18 protein-coding genes are annotated in these 21895 nt (G+C 60.4%); 9 read left to right on the forward strand and 9 right to left on the reverse strand.

Going from position 1 to position 21895, the window contains the following annotated elements:
• From O3A94_02480 to O3A94_02490, 3 genes are all read left to right on the forward strand, one after another.
• The coding region (locus tag O3A94_02480; protein ID MDA1355116.1) for an IS6 family transposase at nt 1–562 on the forward strand (562 nt) is incomplete at its 5' end.
• A gap of 259 nt (nt 563–821) precedes the next feature.
• On the forward strand, nt 822–2225 hold the full coding sequence (fumC, locus tag O3A94_02485) for a class II fumarate hydratase (GenBank protein MDA1355117.1): 1404 nt from the start codon (nt 822–824) through the stop codon (nt 2223–2225).
• A gap of 316 nt (nt 2226–2541) precedes the next feature.
• Entirely contained in the window at nt 2542–2757 is a 216-nt protein-coding gene (locus O3A94_02490; GenBank protein ID MDA1355118.1) for a ribbon-helix-helix domain-containing protein, read from the forward strand.
• A 377-nt stretch (nt 2758–3134) separates the two neighbouring features.
• On the opposite strand, the gene glnA is transcribed toward O3A94_02490, so the two are convergent.
• Together glnA and O3A94_02500 are read right to left on the reverse strand one after the other, a co-directional pair.
• Complete coding sequence (gene glnA / locus O3A94_02495; GenBank protein ID MDA1355119.1) at nt 3135–4544, reverse strand: type I glutamate--ammonia ligase; 1410 nt, start codon at nt 4542–4544, stop codon at nt 3135–3137.
• 315 nt (nt 4545–4859) lie between these two features.
• Nucleotides 4860–8831, reverse strand: coding sequence for an AsmA family protein (locus O3A94_02500; GenBank protein ID MDA1355120.1), 3972 nt, complete (start codon nt 8829–8831; stop codon nt 4860–4862).
• Nucleotides 8832–9023: 192 nt separating this feature from the next.
• Between O3A94_02500 and O3A94_02505 the strand changes: the two genes are divergently transcribed.
• The gene (locus O3A94_02505) at nt 9024–9230 is read left to right on the forward strand and encodes a DUF4169 family protein (protein MDA1355121.1); all 207 of its coding nucleotides are present in this window, start codon (nt 9024–9026) and stop codon (nt 9228–9230) included.
• 24 nt (nt 9231–9254) lie between these two features.
• Here the strand turns inward: O3A94_02505 and O3A94_02510 are convergent, their stop codons facing one another.
• The 6 genes from O3A94_02510 to O3A94_02535 form a co-directional block, all read right to left on the reverse strand.
• Nucleotides 9255–9860, reverse strand: coding sequence for a hypothetical protein (locus O3A94_02510; protein MDA1355122.1), 606 nt, complete (start codon nt 9858–9860; stop codon nt 9255–9257).
• 52 nt (nt 9861–9912) lie between these two features.
• Nucleotides 9913–10917, reverse strand: a complete 1005-nt coding sequence (locus O3A94_02515) for an Hsp33 family molecular chaperone HslO (GenBank protein ID MDA1355123.1) — start codon at nt 10915–10917, stop codon at nt 9913–9915.
• Nucleotides 10914–11828 (reverse strand): ornithine carbamoyltransferase, encoded by a 915-nt coding sequence (gene argF / locus O3A94_02520; GenBank protein MDA1355124.1) that lies wholly within the window; start codon nt 11826–11828, stop codon nt 10914–10916. Before argF ends, O3A94_02515 begins: the two co-directional genes overlap by 4 nt.
• Complete coding sequence (locus O3A94_02525) at nt 11825–12994, reverse strand: aspartate aminotransferase family protein (protein ID MDA1355125.1); 1170 nt, start codon at nt 12992–12994, stop codon at nt 11825–11827. Before O3A94_02525 ends, argF begins: the two co-directional genes overlap by 4 nt.
• 115 nt (nt 12995–13109) lie before the next feature.
• Nucleotides 13110–13916 (reverse strand): ABC transporter permease, encoded by an 807-nt coding sequence (locus tag O3A94_02530; protein MDA1355126.1) that lies wholly within the window; start codon nt 13914–13916, stop codon nt 13110–13112.
• 14 nt (nt 13917–13930) lie between these two features.
• A complete protein-coding gene (locus O3A94_02535; GenBank protein MDA1355127.1) occupies nt 13931–16285 on the reverse strand; it encodes a mechanosensitive ion channel in 2355 nt (784 codons plus the stop codon).
• Between the two features lie 242 nt (nt 16286–16527).
• On the opposite strand from O3A94_02535, the gene arsC reads away from it, so the two are divergent.
• The 3 genes from arsC to O3A94_02550 are packed head-to-tail and all read left to right on the forward strand — an operon-like array spanning nt 16528 to nt 18883.
• The gene (gene arsC, locus O3A94_02540; GenBank protein MDA1355128.1) at nt 16528–16875 is read left to right on the forward strand and encodes an arsenate reductase (glutaredoxin); all 348 of its coding nucleotides are present in this window, start codon (nt 16528–16530) and stop codon (nt 16873–16875) included.
• Nucleotides 16876–16910: 35 nt separating this feature from the next.
• On the forward strand, nt 16911–17855 hold the full coding sequence (locus O3A94_02545) for a histone deacetylase (GenBank protein ID MDA1355129.1): 945 nt from the start codon (nt 16911–16913) through the stop codon (nt 17853–17855).
• Complete coding sequence (locus O3A94_02550) at nt 17852–18883, forward strand: zinc-binding dehydrogenase (GenBank protein ID MDA1355130.1); 1032 nt, start codon at nt 17852–17854, stop codon at nt 18881–18883. Before O3A94_02545 ends, O3A94_02550 begins: the two co-directional genes overlap by 4 nt.
• Nucleotides 18884–19039: 156 nt before the next feature.
• Here O3A94_02550 and O3A94_02555 read toward each other — a convergent pair whose 3' ends face one another.
• Nucleotides 19040–19597, reverse strand: a complete 558-nt coding sequence (locus tag O3A94_02555) for a MarR family winged helix-turn-helix transcriptional regulator (protein MDA1355131.1) — start codon at nt 19595–19597, stop codon at nt 19040–19042.
• 208 nt (nt 19598–19805) lie between these two features.
• Here O3A94_02555 and O3A94_02560 point away from each other — a divergent pair, with 208 nt between their 5' ends.
• Both O3A94_02560 and O3A94_02565 read left to right on the forward strand, forming a co-directional pair.
• Nucleotides 19806–20792, forward strand: coding sequence for a fumarylacetoacetate hydrolase family protein (locus tag O3A94_02560; protein MDA1355132.1), 987 nt, complete (start codon nt 19806–19808; stop codon nt 20790–20792).
• Entirely contained in the window at nt 20789–21802 is a 1014-nt protein-coding gene (locus O3A94_02565; protein MDA1355133.1) for an LLM class flavin-dependent oxidoreductase, read from the forward strand. The genes O3A94_02560 and O3A94_02565 overlap by 4 nt, the downstream gene beginning before the upstream one ends.
• Nucleotides 21803–21895: the final 93 nt, after the last annotated feature.

Here is a 21895-nt window from a genome sequence, read left to right on the forward strand (position 1 = left end):
TGAGACGGTGCGGTTCTGGTGGAACCGGTTCGGCCCGATGTTTGCCGCGGAAATCAGGAAGCGTCGTGTTCAGCGTCGATCGTTTTCACGATGGCGTTGGCACCTGGATGAGGTGTTCGTGCGCATCAATGGCGAGACGCATTACCTGTGGCGGGCAGTTGATCACGAAGGCGAGGTACTCGAGGTATTTGCGACAAAGCGCCGGGATCGCAGGGCTGCGATGAAGTTCCTGAAGCGGACGATGAAGCGTTACGGCCGGCCGCGATCCATCGTAACCGACCGGCTTCGCTCCTACCGGGCCGCGATGAAGGTAATCGGTAATGCCGCCGATCAGGAGTGCGGTCAGTGGCTCAACAACCGGGCCGAAAACTCACACCAGCCGTTTCGAAGAAGAGAAGGTGCAATGGCGAGATTCAGAGATATCAAGACCCTGCAGAAGTTCGCCTCCGTCCATGCCTCGATACACAACCACTTCAACCTGGAACGTCACCTCAATCGCCGCGACATTTTCAAACAAAACCGATCGATCGCCCTGGCCGAATGGCGCAAACTCGCCGCGTGAGTGGTCTGCAGATTCTGATCAGCCAGATCATGCCTAGTTAGTCTGACAAAGCCCGGCGTGCTGTTCCTGGGTCGCAGCTTTGAGCGCTCCGGCGAGGGCCGGGCGGTTGGGAACCGTGACATATGCCATGGCGGGAATATACATCGTGCAGTGGGGAAATTGAACAGCCGAAAGTGGCCAGCATTGTGACACAGGAACCCCTTCCCGTACTATGAAACAGCGATCAGGCGGAACCTAAGCAGGGGGAGCGGTAAAGGTTATGAGCAAGACAGCAAAAACGCGGACGGAAAGCGATTCGATCGGCAAGATCGACGTGCCGGCGGCGAGTTATTGGGGTGCGCAGACCCAGCGCAGCTTGCAAAATTTCAAGATCGGTGGCGAGCGAATGCCCGATCCGCTGGTGCGCGGCTTGGGTATCGTCAAGCTTGCCGCAGCGCGGGTAAATGCGCGCCAGGGCGATCTTCCCAAGGGCATCTCCAAGGCGTTGCAGCAGGCCGCGCGCGAAGTGGCGGAGGGCGCCCTCAACGATCATTTCCCGCTCGTCGTCTGGCAGACCGGCTCGGGTACCCAGTCCAACATGAATGCCAATGAGGTCATCGCCAACCGCGCCGCCGAAATTCTGAAGAAGCCGATGGGGCAAAAAGCCCCGGTGCATCCCAACGATCATGTCAATTGCGGACAATCCTCAAACGATACCTTTCCCACCGCCATGCATATTGCCGCCGTTGAACAGGTCTGCGGTGAGCTGCTGCCGTCGCTGGCCGCGTTGCAGGCGGGCCTGCAGAGCAAAGCAAAGGCGTTTAATAAAATCGTCAAAATCGGCCGCACGCATTTGCAGGACGCCACGCCGCTTACCCTGGGGCAGGAATTTTCCGGCTACGCGACACAGGTGAAATACGGTCTGGCGCGGGTCAAAACGGCGCTGCCGCGGCTCTTCCAACTCGCCCAAGGTGGCACGGCGGTGGGCACCGGTCTCAATACCAAGGTAGGTTTTGACAAAGTCTTTGCGGCCGAAGTGGCCAAGCTGACCGGCCTGCCGTTCAAAACGGCAGAGAATAAATTCGAGGCCCTCGCCGCGCATGACGCCCTGGTGGAGATGTCGGGCGCGCTCAATACTATCGCCGCCAGCCTGATGAAGATCGCCAACGACATCCGCTTGCTCGGCTCCGGTCCGCGCTGCGGCATCGGCGAATTGTCGCTGCCGGCCAACGAGCCCGGCTCATCGATCATGCCGGGCAAGGTCAACCCGACACAATCCGAGGCGCTGACCATGGTGTGCACGCAGGTAATGGGTAATCACACCACGATTACAATCGCCGGTTCGAATGGCCATTTCGAGCTCAACGTGTTCAAGCCGGTGATGATTTACAATCTGCTGCAATCGATCCGCTTGCTGGCCGACGGCGCGCGTAGCTTCAACGACAATTGCGTGCGCGGCATCGAGGCCAACCATGCCCGCATCGAGCAGTTGCTGCATGAATCGCTGATGCTGGTGACTGCGCTGAACCCCTATATTGGCTACGATAACGCTGCCAAGGCGGCGAAAAAGGCGCACACCGACGGCACCACCTTGAAGGAAGCATCCCTGGCACTTGGGCTCTTAAGCGCGGCCGAGTTCGATAAATGGGTGGACCCGTTAAAGATGGTCGGCCCGAGCAAATAGTAAATGGCGCGGGGCTCGGAGTATGCAGGGAGCCAATCCGGGATGCGACCAGCATTCCGGCAAGCGCGACCGCGCGCCCGAGTTAATACGAGGTAGCCCCCAAGGAGTCATGTGGAGCGGAGGCGACCGCCCGGCGTCTGAGGGGCTTCAAAAAATGAGAGGCCGCGCGCCCGAGCTTGTGCGAGGTAAGCCCCAGGCCAAGGCCACGGACGTGGCCGCCCGGCGAATGAGGGACCGCCAAAGACGGCGCGGATTCGTCCGCCCGGCGCCTGAGGGAACATACAAATGGTCACTCTTATGACCCGTTGGTACTAACGTGGCGCAGATAATCGGCAAATATTCCGTCGCGATCGATGGCCACCGCACGTCGGTGTCGCTAGAGCCGGAATTCTGGCAGGCTTTGAAGACCATCGCCGCCGCCCGCCGCGAATCACTCAGCGCCCTGGTAAGCGAAGTGGACCGCACCCGGCAAGGGAACTTGTCGAGCGCGCTCAGGGTGTTCGTGCTGAAAGAGATGCGCAGCGGAAAATGACTGGGCAGTACCGAAACAAAACCCTCTTCCCATAGGGGAGAGGGTTTTTGTCATGCCCGGTAGCTTTTTATTGGGCCGGTATTGGTCCTCAAATGTTTGCTGATCAAACAACAGCAGCCGTGCCGAACCGGTGTGTTTAGTGTCTCAGTTTGACTGCCACCCAACTCGGACATCTGATGGATTTGCAATTCCTCTATCGCCGCTTGTCGCCCCTATAGCAGGCGAACTCTTGGAGCATGGGGGTCAGCACGCTCTCTTGCCGCATATTCTCCGATGCACCGGGTGCATCTGCGGCGACATCTGCGATGACCTCAGCGAAATAGTCGGTCGGGGTGACTCGAGTTCAATATCAAGGTTTCCGGCCTCAAGCCGCTAAACTAAACGCTGTAGTACAGCTCAAACTCCAGCGGCGATGTCGTCGTCTCGAATGCGTGAAGTTCCTCGCGCTTGAGATGAAGGTAGCCGTCGATCATGTCGTCGGTGAAGACGTCGCCCTTTTTGAGAAAGTCCCGATCCGCGGATAATGCCCGGCACGCTTCCCGCAGGCTCCTGCAAACGGTCGGCAATTCCACGATTTCCTCCTCCGACATATCGTAAAGATTGCGCTCCAACGGATCGCCCGGATGAATCTTGTTTTCGATGCCGTCCAACCCGGCCATCAACATTGCCGCGAAGGCGAGGTAGGGATTGGCCGAGGGGTCGGGAAAGCGCACCTCGACGCGCTTGCCCTTGGCGCTCTCGACATGCGGAATGCGGCACGCCGCAGAGCGGTTGCGCGAGGCGTAGCACAGGAATACCGGCGCCTCGAAACCAGGCACCAGCCGTTTATAGCTGTTGGTTGTGGGGTTGGTGAAGGCGTTGAGCGCGCGGGCGTGCTTGATGATGCCACCGATATAGAATAGCGCCATGTCGGAGAGCCCATCATAGCCGTCACCGGCAAACAACGGTATGCCGTCCTTCCAGATCGACTGATGGGTGTGCATGCCGGAGCCGTTGTCGTGCATTACCGGCTTGGGCATAAAGGTTGCGCTCTTGCCGTGCGAGTCGGCGACATTGTGGACGACATATTTGAATTTCTGGATGGCGTCGGCGCTGTGCACCAGCGTGTCGAAGCGCATGCCGAGTTCGTGCTGGCTCGGCGCCACTTCGTGATGGTGCTTTTCGATTTCGACTCCCATGTCGATCAACACTTCGAGCATTTGCGCCCGCATCGCGCCGCCATGATCGACCGGTGCTACCGGGAAGTAGCCGCCCTTGGCGCGCGGCCGGTGGCCGAGATTGCCTTCGGGATATTCCTTGCCCGAGTTGTAGGGGCCTTCGGTGGAATCGATCTTATAAAATGAGTGGTTCTGGTCGACCGAAAAATGCACGCTGTCGAAGACGAAAAATTCCGGCTCCGGGCCGAAATAGGCGGTATCGCCGATGCCGGTTTCGGTGAGGTACGCTTCCGCCCGCTTGGCCACACCGCGCGGGCCGCGACCGTAATATTCGCCGGTGCGCGGTTCCTTGACGTCGCACACCAGCATCAGCGTCGGCAGCTCGGCGAACGGATCCATCGCCGCCGACTCGGGGCGCGGGCTCAGCAACATGTCGGACTCGTTGATGTCCTTCCAGCCGGCGATCGACGAGCCGTCGAACATGACGCCGTCGGCGAACAGTTCAACATCCACCGCGCTCACATGATAGGTCAGGTGATGCCATTTGCCGCGCGGATCGGTGAAACAAAAATCGACGTTCCTGATACCCTCGTCTTTGATGCGTTTTAACAGCGCTGCGACATCGGACATATTCGGCTTCTCCCCCAAATTACGATTATTCGTGCCACTCCCCCCGGACGGCGGTGGGCGATTACTAAAGCCAGCGCCCTCTTGCCCCGTCAAGACCCGACGATCAACGCCGGTACGATCAAAACCTTCTCCCCTGAGGGGCAGAGGGCTTGGGAGCGGGGGGGGTCAAAGCGCGCATCGCGCGCTCGGTTCGCCCCGCCAATCCAACCCTTTCTCTTCGCCGGGGCGGAAAGGCTTATCACCGGCGAGTACTGCGTTCTCCGAATTAATCGCCGCTAATCGCCGCTAATCGCCGCTAATCGCCGCTAATCGCCGCTAATCGCCAATGATATCGAACACGCCTTTCAAAATATCCGTTGGTGACAGCGGGTCGTCTTTTGCGCGCTCCGGGGCGGGCGCCGGCGCTGGTGCGGGCGCCCGCTCGGTGTGGCTTTCGCCTTGTTGAGGGGCGAGGCCCGGCGGTTCCGCTCCGTTTTTTTGTGGCGCCAGGCTGGTCGCTTCCGAGCCGTCTGTTTGCGGCGCGAGCGCCGGTGCGGACTGTTCGGTTGGCGGCTGCGCGGGGGCTGGTGCGTCATCGTCGGGATCGCCGAATATGCCGCGCAGCAATGTGTCCTCGATCGAACCGGGCTCGGCTTTGGCGCCCTTGCGCAGTTTGGGTACGACCAGTTTGCCGATTGATGTTTTGGCGATGCGCTTGATCAGATAGGCCTGCATCTCGGAGATCAAAAGTTCGCGCGCTGGGTTGTCGATGGCGCCGGTCATCCGAACGCCCACCGGCGGGGCTTTGGGATGGTCGGTGAGGTCAAAGAGGGCGATGAGATCGAGCTGCCAGGACGGCAAATCGGCGGTGCCGCGAATATCTCCGCGACCGCCATCGGCGAGGACAACAAGGTCATTGGTGGTCGCCAGGCCGTCCCTGATCTGGACGGTACCGTCGAGCGAATCGAGCCGGGTGGTGCCGCCTGAGAGTCCGGAATCCGCCAAACCGAGAAAATCGGTGGGATCGTTGAGCTCACCCAACCGGTCACTCAGGACGCGCAGATCCACGCCCTCGACCGTGCCGTTGCCGGCGCGCAATGTGGCGTCGCCTTGTAAGGCGCGGACCAAATCATATTCGCTGTAGCCTGCGCTGGTGAGGCGGCCATTAACACTGGCCCGCCCGGTGACGGCTTCGGTTTGCGCGGCCTCGCGCAGCGCTTGGGCCATGTCTATGCCGTCGAGCTTGAAGGCGAGGCTGGCTTGCGGCGGTTGGGCGTCGGCAACGCGGCCCTCGGCCTCCAACAGGCCGTCGAACAGGCGCCCGCGCAACGAGTCGATCTCGAGCGCGCCGCCGGCAACACGGAGTTTTAACTCAGCCTGATCAAAGCGGTAGCCGCCGGCTAGAATGGCTTCCGCCTGCACGGATATGTCGGCCTCGATTTCAGCTAGCGGCGAAAGGTCGAATGGCTCACGCGACCATTGTCCCGCTTGGCGTTGCGCGGCCGGTGCTGTGCTTTGAGCAGCGGAGTTGGAATCGGATGTTGCCGTAGCGCCGCCGCTGGATTCAGCCGCATTGGCTTGATCGCCGCCGGCCGAACTGCTGCCGACAAAGAGGCCGGCGTCGAGCAGGCCGGCTTGCAGATTGGCGTGCAGGACCGGCACCGGGCCGCCCAGCATAATTTCTGCCGCGCCGGCGATATGGGTCTTGCCGATGGCGAGGCTGAGGTCGGAAATTGCCGCCGAGTTTGCGTCGCCCGCCAGGCGGCCCTTGATGCGCACCTCGCCGGCATCTTCGCCTTCATAGGCGGCGCCGCTCAGCAGTTCGGCCAAGGTGGCGAAGCTCGGATTGTCGAGATCGAACACCAAGTCATAACGTCCGCCTTGTTCGCCTTGTCCGCCCGTGGAAAAATCCGCGAGATTGCCGGCGACTTGCAAATGATTGCCGGCGGCGCGTGCGGAGAGGCTCATATTGAGCGCCTCAAGGCTGCCATCGAGGCCACCATCGAGCGCGAGCGCACCCAGCCGGTGGGCCAGTTTGGGCGGTGTCATATCGGCGGCGCGCAGCAGTTCCGCCGTGTCCGGTGCGCGCAGTTCCAGGCCAAAATTGAGGACCGCATTGTCGAGCGGCGTGGCGATGCTTCCGATCAGCGACAGTTTAGCTGGCCGGGTATCGAGCCGGGCGTTCAAATTGACCGAGTCACGCCCACCGGAGAGGACGCCCGACAGGCTGACCGCGCCCAAATTGTCAGTGCTGAAGTTGGGCGTGATGCCGGCGACGCGAATCAAGCCGAGAATCGAATCGGCTTTGGCGTCAAAATTGAGCGTGACATCCGGCTCGCCGGCCGGGTCGCGTATCTCGCCATTTATCGCCAGCTTGGCGCCGGAAAGATCGGATATTTCAAGACGCTGCACAGTAAGGATTTTGTCTGAGAGAACGCTTTCGAGGGTAACGCCTGACAGAATAGCGCCGCCATAACTGAGGCGGCCGACAGTCATTTTCAATGTGGCGTTCAGCGTGTCGAGAACGGCCAGCGCGCTGCCACCCGACGTGACAGACGGTGCGGCGGCCTCGGCGCCGCCGCTTGCGGATTCCGTCGCTGTCTCGGTGCCCCCGTCCGGGGCGGCATCGCCTTGTCCGGCGTTTGCCGTGGCGGTCAGATAGGCGTCCGCGTTGAGGTTGTCCAAGTGCAGATTGGCGTCCAGGACGTTGGGCGTTCCAAGCGCGAAATTGGCGTAGCCCTGCAGGCGCGAGGCGTCGATACGGAGATCGAGCGCTGACAGCTCGCCGCCAGTTGCGTCCGCGCTCAGGCCGGCGGTTAGGCTGAAACGCCGCAAACGGTCGGCTGGGAGGTCCGACGCATTGAGAAGGTCGAGCCAGGAAATAAACGCCCGGACATCGTCGGATGCCATGTCCACTTGACCGTCGAAGCGCGCGCCGCTCTCGGACGGCGATATTTGGCCGAACAGAGCGACATTGCTGCCGCCCGGCAGCAAGGCGGTGGCCTGTTGAATGGTGATGACACCTTCGTCGAGCGACAGGACGGCATGCGCCTGTTGCACCACGCCGTCGAGATAGCGCAGCGTCTGAACTTCGAGGTCAATCGAGGCAGCGAGATCGGTTGGCAGCATCGCCAGATAAACATCGATCGCAGTTTCCCGGGCGGCGTCTTGTGCGCCGCCGTCCGCGCGGCCTTCGCTGCTCTCGCTGCCGGCCGCCCCAGTTTCACCGGTCGCTATTTGATTTGTCTCCTCGGTACCGCGAGCCGCCGCGCCGTTTTCGGTGATTTTATCGAGATCGAAGCGGTTTATTTTAATCTCCGCGTCGAGCCGATCCGGAGCCCCGGTCAGATAGGCGATGGCGCCGTTGGCTTGTGTCTCGCCGAGGCGAATTTGTAGGTCATCGAGGGTCAGGCCGGTCTCTGAAAGCACGGTCTCGGCTTTTAGCGAGAAATTGTCAGAGGCGAGCGATTGCGCGCCGTCGACGCCCATCGCTGCGGCCAAAGCCGCCAGGTCCGGCCCCGACGCCCGCAGGGTTCCCGATCCATCGCTGCCGGCGTCGCGGACGAATATCTTGCCTTCGAAACCGAGCTGCGCCAAATCTTCGCCTAACTCGATTTTAAGCGAGACCGGCATATGTCCGTCATCGCGCTTGCGTCCGCTGGCGATCTGAAATGACGTTTCGAGGCCGCGCACTTCTAGACTGCCATCGCCACGAAACGGCCCGTCCAGAGATTTGGCGGAGAGCGAGCCGTTGAGGCGCTGGAAATATTCAACCGTATCAGCGGTGCTATCGCGGTAGATGATGGTGCCGTTCTGAATTGACACCGAATCCAAGCTTATCGCGGTTGCGTCTTCTCCTCCGGCGTCGCCCGGCGTGTCGCCGTCCCCGCCAGTAGCGCCGGCCGCGGCCGCGTCGCCCGGGAGCGGCGTGAAAAGCCAGTTTGTACGCCCGTCCGCTAGGCGCTCCATCTCGATCACGGGATCGATCAAGGTAAGGCTGGAAACCTGAATATCGCCGGATATGAGTGGCCCCAAGGCCAGCCGGAGGTCAAGCGCCTGAAGGCGCGCCATATCAGCGCTCTTGGCACCCTCCAAATTGGATAAACGCGCGTCCGAAATGCGCAATTTGGGGCTGGGCAGGAGGGCAATATCGATATCCCCGTCGATCGATAATTGACGTCCGGTTAGGGCTTCGATGCGCTCGGTAATTTCGGGTTTATAGCTGTTCCAGTCGATGAAGCTGGGCACCACAAACGCCGCGACGACCACCAAGACAATGAAGGCGAGTACGCCATAAAGAATTTTCATCGTATCGGTTCAGTGCATCCGGTTTAGTTAGACGCCGCCGGGGCCGTACGGCGCGGTGTGCGAAGCGTTATTAACATCAGAATTCATTTGGGTTAGGCTACCTCATCACGCCGGTTGGAGTGAAGCGCTACGGGCCAAATCTGGGTTAAACTAGGCTCAAAACGGCGCGCTAACCAGAGAAAGTCGGAAGCGATGGCGGAGATTACGAATCTCAACCAATACCGCAAGCAGCGGAAGAAAGAGGAAACGCGGAAGACCGGCGCCTTAAATAAAGAACGCACCGGGCGCACGCGGATAGAGCGCTTAGTCGAGAAAATCAGCGCAGAGCGGCAGGATTTGGAACTAGACGGAAAAAAATTCATCGACCGTGCTCGTCTAAAGGACAAAGACACGGAGTGAAGCGCGTTGCGGCGTAGCTGACGGCTAATTTAGAAAATTGTCGAAGTGCCGCCTGATGCCTTGCTCTTGGCTGGTGTTGAAATCGTTCATCACGGCGATGGTCAGATCGTTATAAATTTGATCCCGCTCGCTGAGCGAAACATTCTCTGGCGTGGTCCGCGTGCGCGTCGCTTCGGTGGACGTAAACGCCAAAACCTCGCCGTTCTCATCGCTGATCTCGATTCTGACCTGTAGGCGGGCATCGACCCGCTCGGCCTGTTCAGTGGTGAACAAACCCTCCAAATCCGTGTTGGTCTCCAATTCCTCAGAGACAGCGCTGGCGTCCTCGATGATGACATGCATGACGTTGGGCCCGCCTTCCGCCTTTAAGCGGTCGTCGCTCCAGCGGAGGAGCGCTGCAGAGATCGGGGTCGGAAAGAGATGTTCGACATTGGGCGGGCGCAGCGGCGAGCGATATTTCTCGACTATTTCAATGCGCCCGACTTTGAGACTCAACGCCGGCAGATGTTTAAAAGAAAGCTCCGGGATGACCGGACGCGTCACTGTGGTCTCGCAAGCACCTAAGGCGCCGACAGCGATCACTGCGATAGCGAAGATCCATGTTTTTGTTCTAAACAGCCGCCTTATCATGGCCGGTCTCTCCTTATGAGCGGTCATGCCGCTTCTCCGTCCCTGTTTGGGGTCACGCTGCATATATGGCGTCGAGCTCGATATCAGCAAAGGATTCGGACTTATTGCAGAACTGACAGGTCACCACCACCCGGCCATCGATATTTAACGCCCTGATCTCAGCTTGAGGGAGCGCCTTTAGAGTATTTTCGACGCGGTCGCGCGAGCAGCGGCAGCCAAAGGCCATTCGGCGCGGCGGATGAACGCGCACCGATTCCTCGTGAAACAGGCGGAACAGCAAGGTATCGGAGCCGAGTGCCGGGTCGAGAAGTTCGACCGGTGTCACACTGCTCATGAGGATTACGGCGCGGCGCCAATCTTCGTTTGCCTCCTGGTCTTCCAGTCCAGCGCCCGGCGTGTCGGGCAGTGCATCGCGCCCGAGCGGCCTGTCATATCCGCCACCGCCCGGCTCGTGCTGGAGCATGAGTGCGCCGCCGCGCCACCCGCCTGAGACGCACTCGGCGGCGAGTTGGATCGCGGTTGCGATCTGTTCGGATTGGCGGAAATAATTATGCGCGCACTCGCTTAGAGTCGCGCCTTCGAGCGCCACGATCCCCTGATAGCGTTCCGTATCCGGCCCCTGGTCGACGGTAAAGGCGAGATGTCCGGCGCCCAGCAAACGGGGCACTGAGCCTTCTTCTCCAGCCGCCAGCGCGGCGGCAAGCGCATCGGAGTCAAAATCAGCGTAGCCGCGCAGCGTGCCGGAGCTGGTGATATCGGCGACCATCATGCTGAGCGGCCCGTCACCGCGCGTCTGCACGGTGAACACGCCGTCATATTTGATCGTGCTTGCCAGAAGCGTGCTCAGGGCAATCAACTCGCCGAGCAGACGCGACACCGGGGCAGGATAATCATGCTGAACCAACACGGTGTTGAGCGCGTTGCCCAAGCGCACCTGGCGGCCGCGGACCCCGGCTTTGTCGAGCCGAAAGCTGCGGACGAAATCATCCGGCGAGGCGTTCGGAGCGATCGTGGGAGCGACGGAGGGGGCAGCAGTGGGGGCGGTGGTTTTAGTCATGAATCCCCGGCCAGGCACCAAAGCAAGATAGCCTCCTGTGCATGAAGGCGGTTTTCCGCCTCGTCAAAGACCAGCGAATGGGCGCCTTCAATAACCGCTTCAGTTACTTCGAGGCCGCGTTTGGCCGGCAGGCAGTGGAGAAAAACGGCGTCCGGTGCCGCGTCGGCCATGACTTCCTCGTTAACCTGATAGGGCCGCAAGGCTTCTATCTTTTGCTTGCCGGCGTCGTCGCTCATGGAAATCCAGGTGTCCGTGACGACACAGTCTGCGCCGCGAACGGCGTCACGGACATTCTCCGTCACGTCCACATCGGCGCCCCGGGCGAGCGCCCAATCGAGGATTTCGCCGTCCGGCGGGTATGCGTTCGTGCATGCGAGGCGCAGCGAGAAGTCGAACTGCGCCGCTGCTTGAATCCACGTCGCCGCCATATTGTTGCCGTCGCCGAGCCAGGCGATGCGGCGCCCGGCAATGGCGCCTCGATGTTCCTCAAAAGTGAGCACATCGGCCATTAGCTGGCAGGGATGGGTGCGGTCAGTCAGGCCATTGATGATCGGCACGCCGGCATGTTGCACAAGTTGCAGCAGCGAATCATGGTTAGTGGTGCGCAGCAATATGGCATCGACATAGCGCGACAGTACGCGCGCCGTATCGCCGATCGATTCACCCCGGCCGAGTTGCAATTCGCCCGGCGACAGTGTGATCGAGCGGCCGCCAAGCTTGTACATGGCAACATCGAAGGAAATCCGCGTCCGTGTGGATGGGGTTTCGAAAATCATCGCCAGCGTCTTGCCGGCAAGCGCGTCTGGGTAGGTCTTGGGCACGCGTTTGAGTTCCGCGGCGCGGGAGATCATGTGTCGGAGAACTGCGGGCTCGAACATTTCGAGCCCGATAAAATGGCGGATTGCGCTCACGATTCTATGCCAGCGCAGGCACGCTCCAGTGCCGCGCACGCTTCATCGATCTCCGCTTCGCCGATGATCAACGGGGGTAGCAGGCGCAGCACATTGCCGTCGGCAACCACGCTGAGCAAACCCTGCTCGCGCAGCGCGGTCATCAAATTGAGATTGGAATCGGTGCATTGCAGACCGAGCATCAGGCCGACGCCGCGCACTTCCGAAAATACCCGTTTGTTGCCGATCAGGCCTTCGAGACGTTTGCGCAACAAAGCGCCCATGCGTTCAGCATGGGCCAGGAATCCATCCGCCAGCATTTCATCGAGGACGGCATTGCCGACCGACGTAGCTAGAGGATTGCCGCCGAAGGTGGTGCCGTGCTTGCCGGGAACGAGAGTCTCGGCGACCGCTTCGGTGGCCAGCACGGCGCCGATCGGGAAGCCGTTTCCGAGCGCCTTGGCCAAGGCCATGATGTCCGGCGTGACGCCTGACCATTCATGCGCCCAGAGTTTACCGGTCCGCCCCATGCCGCATTGGATTTCGTCGTATATGAGCAAGATTCCAGCATTGTCGCAAAGCGCTCTCAAGCCGCTGAGGAATTCATGGTCCGCGACGCGAATGCCGCCTTCGCCCTGAACTGGCTCGACGATGATCGCGGCGGTCTCCGGTCCGATAGCGGCTTTTGCCGCGGCCAGATCATTCAATGCAATCTGGTCAAAGCCGTCGACCTTGGGGCCGAATCCATCGAGATGCTTTGCCTGTCCGCCGGCGGCGATGGTTGCCAGGGTGCGGCCATGAAAGGCGTTGACGGCGGTGATCACGCGGTAGCGCGCCGTGTCACCCTTGGTGCTGTGATAAATGCGCGCCATCTTGAGCGACGCCTCGACGGCCTCGGCGCCTGAATTACAGAAAAACGCCCTATCGGCGAAAGAATTAGCCACGAGGCGCTCGGCCAGACGCGCCTGGGGCTCGATATTATAAAGGTTGGAGACGTGCCACAGCTTGTCTGCCTGATTCTTCAGCGCCTTGGTTACCGCGGGATGTGCATGGCCCAGACTGGTGACGCCGATGCCGCTGGCGAAATCGAGAAATCGCCGACCGTCATCGGCGTATAGATAGGCACCTTCGCCGCGCTCAAAGGCGACATCGATACGGGCGTAATTCTGCACGAGTGCGGACGACACACTTTCCTCCAGACTCCCCGAGGGGTGGTTTGCTACCCGCGAAGATTGCGCGCACGGATCGCAGGGAAGCAAGGAATATCGGGCCGCGGGCTCCGGAAGTCAACGCACCCTCGGTTTACGACTTAAGGCGGTAGCCCGATGCCAATATTTTAAGGCATATCAACCACATAACCGCGATGCAGCCGAGCACGACGGCGGCTCCGACGGCGAGCGAGCCATCCGCATGGCCGATCATGCCGTAGCGGAAGCCGTCGATCAGGTAGAATAGCGGGTTGAATTTGCTTGCCGTTAAAAGCGGCTCCGGCAGCCGTTCGATGGAATAAAATGTTCCGGACAGAAAAGCCAACGGCGTGACGACAAAATTTGTCACCGCCGCCAGCTGATCAAATTTTTCGGCCCAGATCGCCGTTAACAGGCCGAGCAGGGAAAGCATCAGCGACGCGGCGACAGCGTGCAGCAGCAAAAAGCCGAGATCATGCACTTCGAGATGAACGAAGGGCAGCATCACCAGCGACAGCACGAGCGCCACGACAAGGCCGCGCGAGACGCCGCCGAAGGCGAAGCCGATGAGTAATTCAACCGGGCTCAAGGGCGGCATCAACACATCGACAACATTGCCCTGCACCTTGGAGATCATCAGCGAAGAGGAGGTGTTGGCGAAGGCGTTCTGCATCATCGCCATGACGATTAGTCCGGACGCCATGAATTGCAGAAAACTGACGCCGCCAATCTCCGGCACGTAACGTCCAATAGCGAGGGCAAAAACGGCAAGAAACAGCAGACTGGTGATTGTCGGCGCGACGATGGTTTGCAGCCAGACCTTGAAGAAGCGGTGGCATTCCTTGCCGTAGAGCGTGCGCAGGCCGATCCAATTCACCACGCCGATGCGGCGCTCAGGAGGCATGTGCTGGTCTTTATCCATTCAGGACCGTCAATTCACGAGCGATCGTTGCCGCTGGGGCCGCCGCCGTTGCCGCCGTTGCCGCTAGGGCCGTCGCCGCTCGTGCCGCTATTGTCGCCCTGTTCTTTTTCGCTTGAAGCGGACGCTCCTTGTTTGGAAGGCTCGCCCTCGGTGGCGGCCGTAAGGCGGATGAAGGCCGGCGGTGCGCGGCCTTCTTTATCCTCGCCAAAATAGATGGTTTGATGCGGGAACGGCATTTCGATACCGCGCGCGTCGAAGGCAGTTTTGAGGCGGCGGTTATATTCGCGCCCGATGCCCCATTGTTTGCCCGCCGTGGTCTTCAGCCGGGCGCGCACGATGACGGCGGAATCCTCGAAACGGTCGAGGCCCATGATCGTGATGGGCTCCAAAATATCTGCGCCAAATTCGGCATCGGCGCGCAAGTCCTCGCCTACTTCGCGCAGAATTTCAGCAACCTCGTCATAATCTTCGCGGTATGCGACACCCGCCTCGATCAGGTAATGCGAATAGTCCTTGGTCATATTGGTCACGGTCGAGGCTGAGCTGTACGGAATGGTGTGCACGTTGCCCTGCAGGTCGCGAAGACGGATGGACCGGATGGAGATGGTTTCCACTACGCCTGTCGAGCCGCTGACGCTCACCACATCTCCGACAGCAAGGCTGTTCTCGAGGAGAATGAAGATGCCGGTGATGATATCCTTGACCAATGTTTGCGCGCCGAAACCAATGGCCAGGCCAATGACCCCGACGCCGGCCAGGATCGGCGTCACATCGATGCCGATTTCGGTAAGGATCATCAACAATGCAACAACGCCGATGACGATACGTAGGGTATTGCGCGCCAGCGGCAATAAAGTGCGCGCCCTCTGGCCGCGCTCCTTCTGCGTGCCTTCTTTGTCGGTGGCGCTGAGATAGCGGTCGATCACCGAACTGGTGACTTCCCATATTGCCAGCGCGATGAGGGCGATCACGACGATCGAGACCAGGCGACCGATGATGAGGCCGCCAATATCGCTGGCAATCCAGTTGAAGACGTCGATGTACCACGCTTCCGCCACCAGGGTGATGGCCAATGCGATCACGAATAATTGCAGAATGATCCGCGCCACCGGCAGGTAGCGGCTGACCCGCTCCTGCATGCCGGGATAGCGCTCATTGACCGTGCTGCTCAGCCGGAACCCGCGGTCTACCGCTTTTTGGATGCCGATCAGGGCGAAGCCCATGGCCCAGACTATCGCGATAGTGGCGGCCGAGCTTTTGAGAAAGAATAAGAAGCCGTTTAATCCCAGCGCCGCCGCCAACATGCCGCCGGCAAGAATGTACAGGATCGCCAGAACGTGCCAGAAATCGGCGACGCGGTAGGCGACGAGAAAAAACCCGCGCCAGCGTCTTTGTTCACCGCCAGAGCGCACCCAAGTCGCGAACGTCACCCTGTTTTGCAGAATCAGCGAAATCAGCAGGGCCACGACGATCAACCCCAGCACTTTGACCAGCGCCTGATATCCGACCTCGGGCAAGCCCAGCAGCAGCACCGCCTGGCAGAAAAAATAGCCATAGACCGCGATGTTGATGAGGCGGCGCCACCAGATGACGCAATAGACGGCGGTGCGGTCGCTGATGGTTGCCATGCGCAAATTGGGCGTCGCGGGCGCAAGGCCCTGATAAGCTGCGGTCTTGAGGAGCACGGCAACCACATGTGCGTTGATCGCGGACAGCGCCACTAGGCGCACCACCTCATTCGGGTCCAACACCGCAAGCAAGCCATAACCGGCGCCGGCAAATGCGAGCGCCGGCACCACATGCATTAAATTGTACCCGAGCAGCATGAACGGACGCAGCCAGGGCGAGGGGCGCGGCCGGGATTCAAGAAAGCGCCGGGGTCGGCGCAGGCCGAATGAGAGAACCAACGCGGCGACAATGCCACCGCCGATCACCACGGCGAGCTTCCACACCATTTCAATCCAAATGCTGCGCGATTCCTCCGCCGACCATTCATCGCCGAGCCAACGGGCGGCTTCCGGTATGTTGGCGAGACCCTTAAAAAATCCGATCAATTCTTCGCCGACGCGCTCAAGGCCATCGGAAATATTCTTCATGGCCGAGGCGCCTGCGCTGGCGCTATCGTCGTTTGGGTCGAGCGCTTTGCGCGCCGCCAACAGGGTTTTGAGATCACCCAAAAAGCGCTTGCGCTCGGCCGGGTCTTCCAGCGTCTGCACCAATTCAGAAATTTCGTCATCGCTGAACGTCGCCGCACCGTCTTCCGCCGCTAGGGTCGGGAGCGGGGCCAACAGCAGCAAACCGGCGACAAGCATGGCCAGGGCGATCAAATACGCGCCGTTCAGTCGGCCAGTGAAAGTCGATCGCGTCATTCTATTTTTATGCTGTCGGCGCTTGGGCCGCGCCGAGTTTCTGGTAATTCAGGATACATTCCGCGCAACAAACCCCGCCCGGCGATAATTTTCAACAATTTCCTTGATTTAAGCGCTGTGCAAACGGGTTTAGGCCGAGTCTGGACAGGTTTTGGTCAGCGTGACAGATTGCTCCGGGGACGGAGCCGGCCCGCCTGGACGGCGCAGGATAATACGGCGCAGGATAATGAAGAGGCGATAACATGACGGTGACGATCTATCACAATCCGCGCTGTTCGAAATCACGCCAGACCTTGCAATTATTGCGCGACAACGGCGTCGAGCCGGAAATCGTCGAATATTTGAAGGCGCCGCCGAGCGCGTCCGAGATCAAGAATATTCTCGCCATGCTGAAAATGGCGCCGCGCGACTTGATGCGCAAGAAAGAGGCACCCTATGGCGAACGTGGCCTGGCCGATGAAAGCCTCTCGGAGCTGGAGCTGATTGAAGCGATGCGGGCTGAACCAGTATTGATCGAGCGGCCAATCGTCGTCAGCGGCGGCAACGCAGCGCTCGGCCGCCCGCCCGAAAACGTCCTGACGCTGCTTTGACGCGGCGCTCCGCGCCTTCGAATTCAAGCAAACCCATGCTGCCTGCCATCGTCTTTCATCCCGATTACACCGTGCCGCTGCCGCCGGGCCACCGCTTCCCGATTGGTAAATTCGGCCGCATCAAGGAATTGTTGCTGGCCGATGGGGCGATCCACCACGACGCGCTGCGCCGGCCCGAGCCGGTGACGGAAGCGCAGCTTCGCCAGGCCCATACGCCCGAATATGTCGCGACGATACTGGGCCTTACGCTCGACAAGAAGGCCGAGCGTCGCCTGGGGTTACCGCTTTCTGCAGCCTTGGTGCGGCGCGGGCGCGCCGCTGTTGGCGGCACCCTCCTAACAGCCCGCCTCGCCCTGGAAGAAGGTCTTGCCTGCAATGTCGCTGGCGGTAGCCATCATGCCTTTCCCGGTCAAGGCGCAGGGTTTTGCATCTTCAACGACGTGGCGGTGACGATTACTGTGCTCCGCCGCGAAGCAACAATTCAAAAGGCGCTGGTGATTGATTGCGATGTGCATCAGGGCGACGGCACGGCGGCATTTTTCCAGAACGAGCCGGACGTTTACACATTTTCGCTGCACTGCGAGGCCAATTATCCGCACGTCAAGGAAGTCAGCGATTTGGATATCGGTGTGCCGGCGGGTACTGGCGATGCCGTGTATCTTTCGGTGGTCGAAAGCCATGTCGGGCCGCTCCTCGACAGGCACCGGCCCGACATTGTTTTTTACAACGCCGGCGTGGACCCGCATCAACAAGACAAGCTGGGCAAGCTGGCGCTGAGCGATGCCGGGCTGCGCGCCCGCGATGATCACGTCATAGAAAGTTGCCTGCGACGCGGCGTCGCATTGGCCTGTGTCGTCGGCGGCGGCTATGCCGATGATCTCGATGTCCTTGCCCGGCGCCATGGCATCCTGCACCGTGCCGCCACGGCGGCGTTCGCGGCGCGCACCCAGCACGCAACAAACCGGGAGAAAGCGATATGAAAGCGGCAGTAATCCATGACTATGGCCAGGGCTTCGACACCATTAAATATGAAGACGTGCAAACCCCGGTGCCGGGCAGCGGCGAACTGCTGATCAAAGTGCATGCCAACGCGGTTAATCATTGCGATACCGATTTGCGCAAGGGTCTGTTCGGCGTTGCCAGCTCGATGCCGCATGTGATGGGCGTCGATGCGGTCGGCGAAGTCGTGCATGTCGGCGACGGGGTAACCCAGTTTAAACCGGGAGACCGTGTCGCACCGCATTTTATGCTGACCTGCGGCGTTTGCCGTGACTGCATCGACGGCAAGGAAAATCTCTGCGCCAATGCCGACGTGCTCGGGGTCACGGTGTGGGGCGGCTACGCTGAATACCTCAAATGCGGCCAGAATCATGTCGTGCGTATTCCCGACGGGCTTTCCTGGGTTGATGCAGTGGCCGGGCAAGTGCCCTTCGCCACAGCTTGGGAGGCGCTGGTGGAGGTCGCAAAAACCCGCGTTGGCGAAACTGTGCTGGTGACGGCGGCGGGCGGCGGAGTCGGCTCGGCCGGGGTGCAAATCGCTAAATTATCAGGCGCGCGCGTGATCGCTGCGGCGGGCGATGACGGCAAGCTGGAGCGCGCCCGCGAGCTCGGTGCGGACGAAGTTATCAATTACCAAAAAGAGCATATCGGCGAAGCTGCACGGGCGCTCACCGGCGGGCGCGGCGTGGATGTGTGCCTGGAGATGATCGGCGGTGGTATTCTTGTGCAGTCAGTCGATGCATTGGCAGCGGGCGCGCGCTTGGCGACGATCGGCGCGCATGGCGGCGAGCAGGTCAATCTCGATTTTGTCGAGTTCTTCCGCAAGCATATCAGCGTGCATGGCTGCGGCCGTTCGACCAAGGCACAGGTCGAACGGGTGCTTGACCTCATGGCGCGCGGCAAGTTGAAGCCGGTGGTCCACAAAACATTTGGCCTCGATGAAGCGGCGGCGGCGCATGAGGTGATGGAAAGCCGAAATTTCTTTGGCCGTATGGTGTTGACGCGCTGACGCTGAGGGTGAACGCAACACGCGGCATCTTTCGGCGGCGCTTCCTGTGCGGCGCGCGCGGTTATCGCGGCGGCAGCCGAAGCAAATGTGAGATGGAGGAAGAGGCGCGATATGCGCTCCTTGAGTCCTCCAGGCGAAGGCGGCCAGCGGAGTAGGTTAGCGCTGTTTGACGTGCGTCCGAGTGTCCAAGCCGACGGCCATCCCAAATCCCTCGCGCGCAATGCCGTTGGCGGCGCCTTCTAGGGTTGCGAGCAGACTCCGCAGAAGGTGAGATTCTTCGGCGGACAATCCCGCCAACAGCTTCGCTTCATAGGCCCGTGCCACGGGCACGACCTGGGAATAAATTTCTAGACCTTCCTCGGTGGCATACAGTTCGCTGCGCCGGCGGTCGCGCTTATCTGAGCGCCGGTCAATGCGTTCCAATTCCAGCAGGCGGGAGACAGCGCGGCTGACGCGCACTTTGTCCATCGCCGCCAATTCGCAAACGGCGTTGCTTGAAACGCCGGGGTAGCGCGAGATCACCGCCAGCACGCGCCAATCGGATACGGTGAGGCCGAAGCGCACTGAATAGAGCCTCGCCAAGCCGCGGCTGACGAGGTTGGAAAGCGTTGCCAATCGGTCGACCATCAGGACCGGTACGTCGACATCGGCGCTGGAATAGCCATTGTCATGCGCCAAACTGGCAGCGCCGGTCTTTAGAAGTTTCGTGGACATCCGGTTAGGTTCTCTTACATGATGTTTGGGGGCTTCTATTTGAGTATGTATGCATCGTTCGCCTGATAATCGACCCTTGCGCAGCGTTCGCAAGTGACAGAGATCACACTGACGAAAATAGATTAATCGCCATGCTTATCTTCCCATCAGATTCCTGAGCAGTCCGCCGGGTAATTTGTTGCGAAAACTGGGGTAAGGACATGCCAAGATGAAACTCGCTTCGCTTAAGTCAGACAGCCGCGACGGCAGCTTGGTTGTCGTCGACCGTGCCCTGAAACGCGCCGTATCTGCGGCGGCGCTGGCGCCCAGCTTGCGCGCCGCGCTCGACGATTGGGACACGGTGGCGCCCGGCTTGAAGGCCTTGTCTGATGATTTGGAAGGGGGGCGCGTAGCCGAGAGCTTCGCCCTCGATTTTACCGCGTTGACCGCGCCGCTGCCGCGCGCCGCGCAGTTTCTTGATGCCAGCGGCTATCTCAACCATATCGAGTTGGCGCGGCGTGCAGTTGGCGACAGCCTGCCCGATACACTGGAGACCGATCCCTTGATGTATCAGGGTGCGTCCGAGCCGCTTGGCGGCCCGCGCGATCCGATCCTCGCGGCGGATGAATCCTGGGGCATCGATTTTGAAGCCGAATCGGCGGTCATCACCGGCCCGGTCGCGATGGGCGCAAATGCCGAGGAAGCCGGACGTAGCATTCGCTTGATCTTGCTAGTGAATGATGTTTCAGCGCGCCGCTTGGTGCCGGCGGAACTGGCCAAGGGCTTTGGCTTTATCCATGGCAAGCCGCCCACCGCTTGCTCGGCCGTGGCGCTCACGCCGGACGAGTTGGGCGCGGCGTGGGACGGTGCGCGTTTGCACGGCCGGCTGGTGAGCACGCTCAACGGTGACCTGATCGGCGATCCCGATTGCGGCGTCGAGATGCATTTCAGCTTTCCGCAATTGCTGGCCCATGCCGCGCGGACGCGCGCCCTCGGCCCCGGCACGCTGTTGGGCTCGGGCACGGTGTCCAACAGCGATCGTGCGCGCGGCTCGTCCTGCTTGCTGGAGCGGCGAATGATTGAGAAGGTGGACAAGCTCAAGCGCCACACAGAATTGATGCGCTTCGGGGACGTCATCTATATCGACATGACGGACGCGGACGGCCACAGCATTTTCGGTGCTATCGAGCAAAAAATGGAAAAGGTGATGTCATGAAATCCAGTCTCGTCTATTCGATGCACGGCTTTGAATATAACGATCCGGTGCGGACATACCGGGAAACCGTCGAGCAAATTCAACTGGCGGAATCGCTTGGCTTCGATGCGGCGTTGATTTGTGAGCATCATCTTGTCGAGACCGGTTTCTTTCCCGCGCCGTTGATCGTCTGCGCTGGGTTGGCGGCGGAGACCTCGCGCATTCGCATCGGCACCGGCGTGTTGCTGCTGCCGCTTTACGATCCGCTCCATGTGGCCGAGCATGCCGCGATGGTCGACATCGTATCGAACGGCCGGTTCATTCTCGGCGTCGGCTATGGCTACCGCGAAGAGGAATTTGCCGGCTTCGGCATTCCCTTGGCGGAACGCGCCTCACGCTTGACCGAAGGCATCCAGGCGCTGCGAGCCCTGTGGACTGAGGACGTCACGAATTTTTCGGGCAAGCACTATAAGTATCAAAACGCGACGCAGCGCCCATTGCCCGTGCAGAAGCCGCATCCGCCGATTTGGCTAGCTGCGAAGGCAGAAGGCGCGGTGCGCCAGGCGGCGCGCATTGCCGACGCCTGGTTCGCCGATCCGGTAACGCCGTTCTCGGTCCTGAAGCAGCGCTTGGCGGCCTATCAGGAGACCTCGCAAAAGATCGGCAAGCCGACAACCGGAGTCGAATTTCCGGTGTTCCGCGAAGCCTTTGTTGCCGAGACCGATGATGCTGCCTGGGCCGCGGCCAAGGAGGGCGTGCTATATATTTACAAAGAATATCTCGAGTGGGGCCATTTGCTCGACGAGGACGGTCGCCCGGTTCCGCCCGATTCGCCCGATGCGCTCGAAATGTTGCGTAAACGTTTCATCATCGGCAGCCCGGAGACGTGCATTCGCCATGCCGAGAGGGTTAAACAGGAACTCGGCTGCACCAACTTGGTGATACGCACGAAATTCCCCGGCATATCGCAGGATAAAGTTCTGAACTCGATCAAATTATGGGGTGAAGAGGTGCTTCCGGCGATTGCGTGAGAAGGTGACTCAAGGCGACCTAACGAATTTCTTGCCATGACGCGAGCTGAAGCGCCGACGTGACATCGGCGGTAAACGGGTACGTGGCAAATA

This window comes from Pseudomonadota bacterium (assembly GCA_027624955.1).
Taxonomy (GTDB): Bacteria; Pseudomonadota; Alphaproteobacteria; order UBA828; family UBA828; genus PTKB01.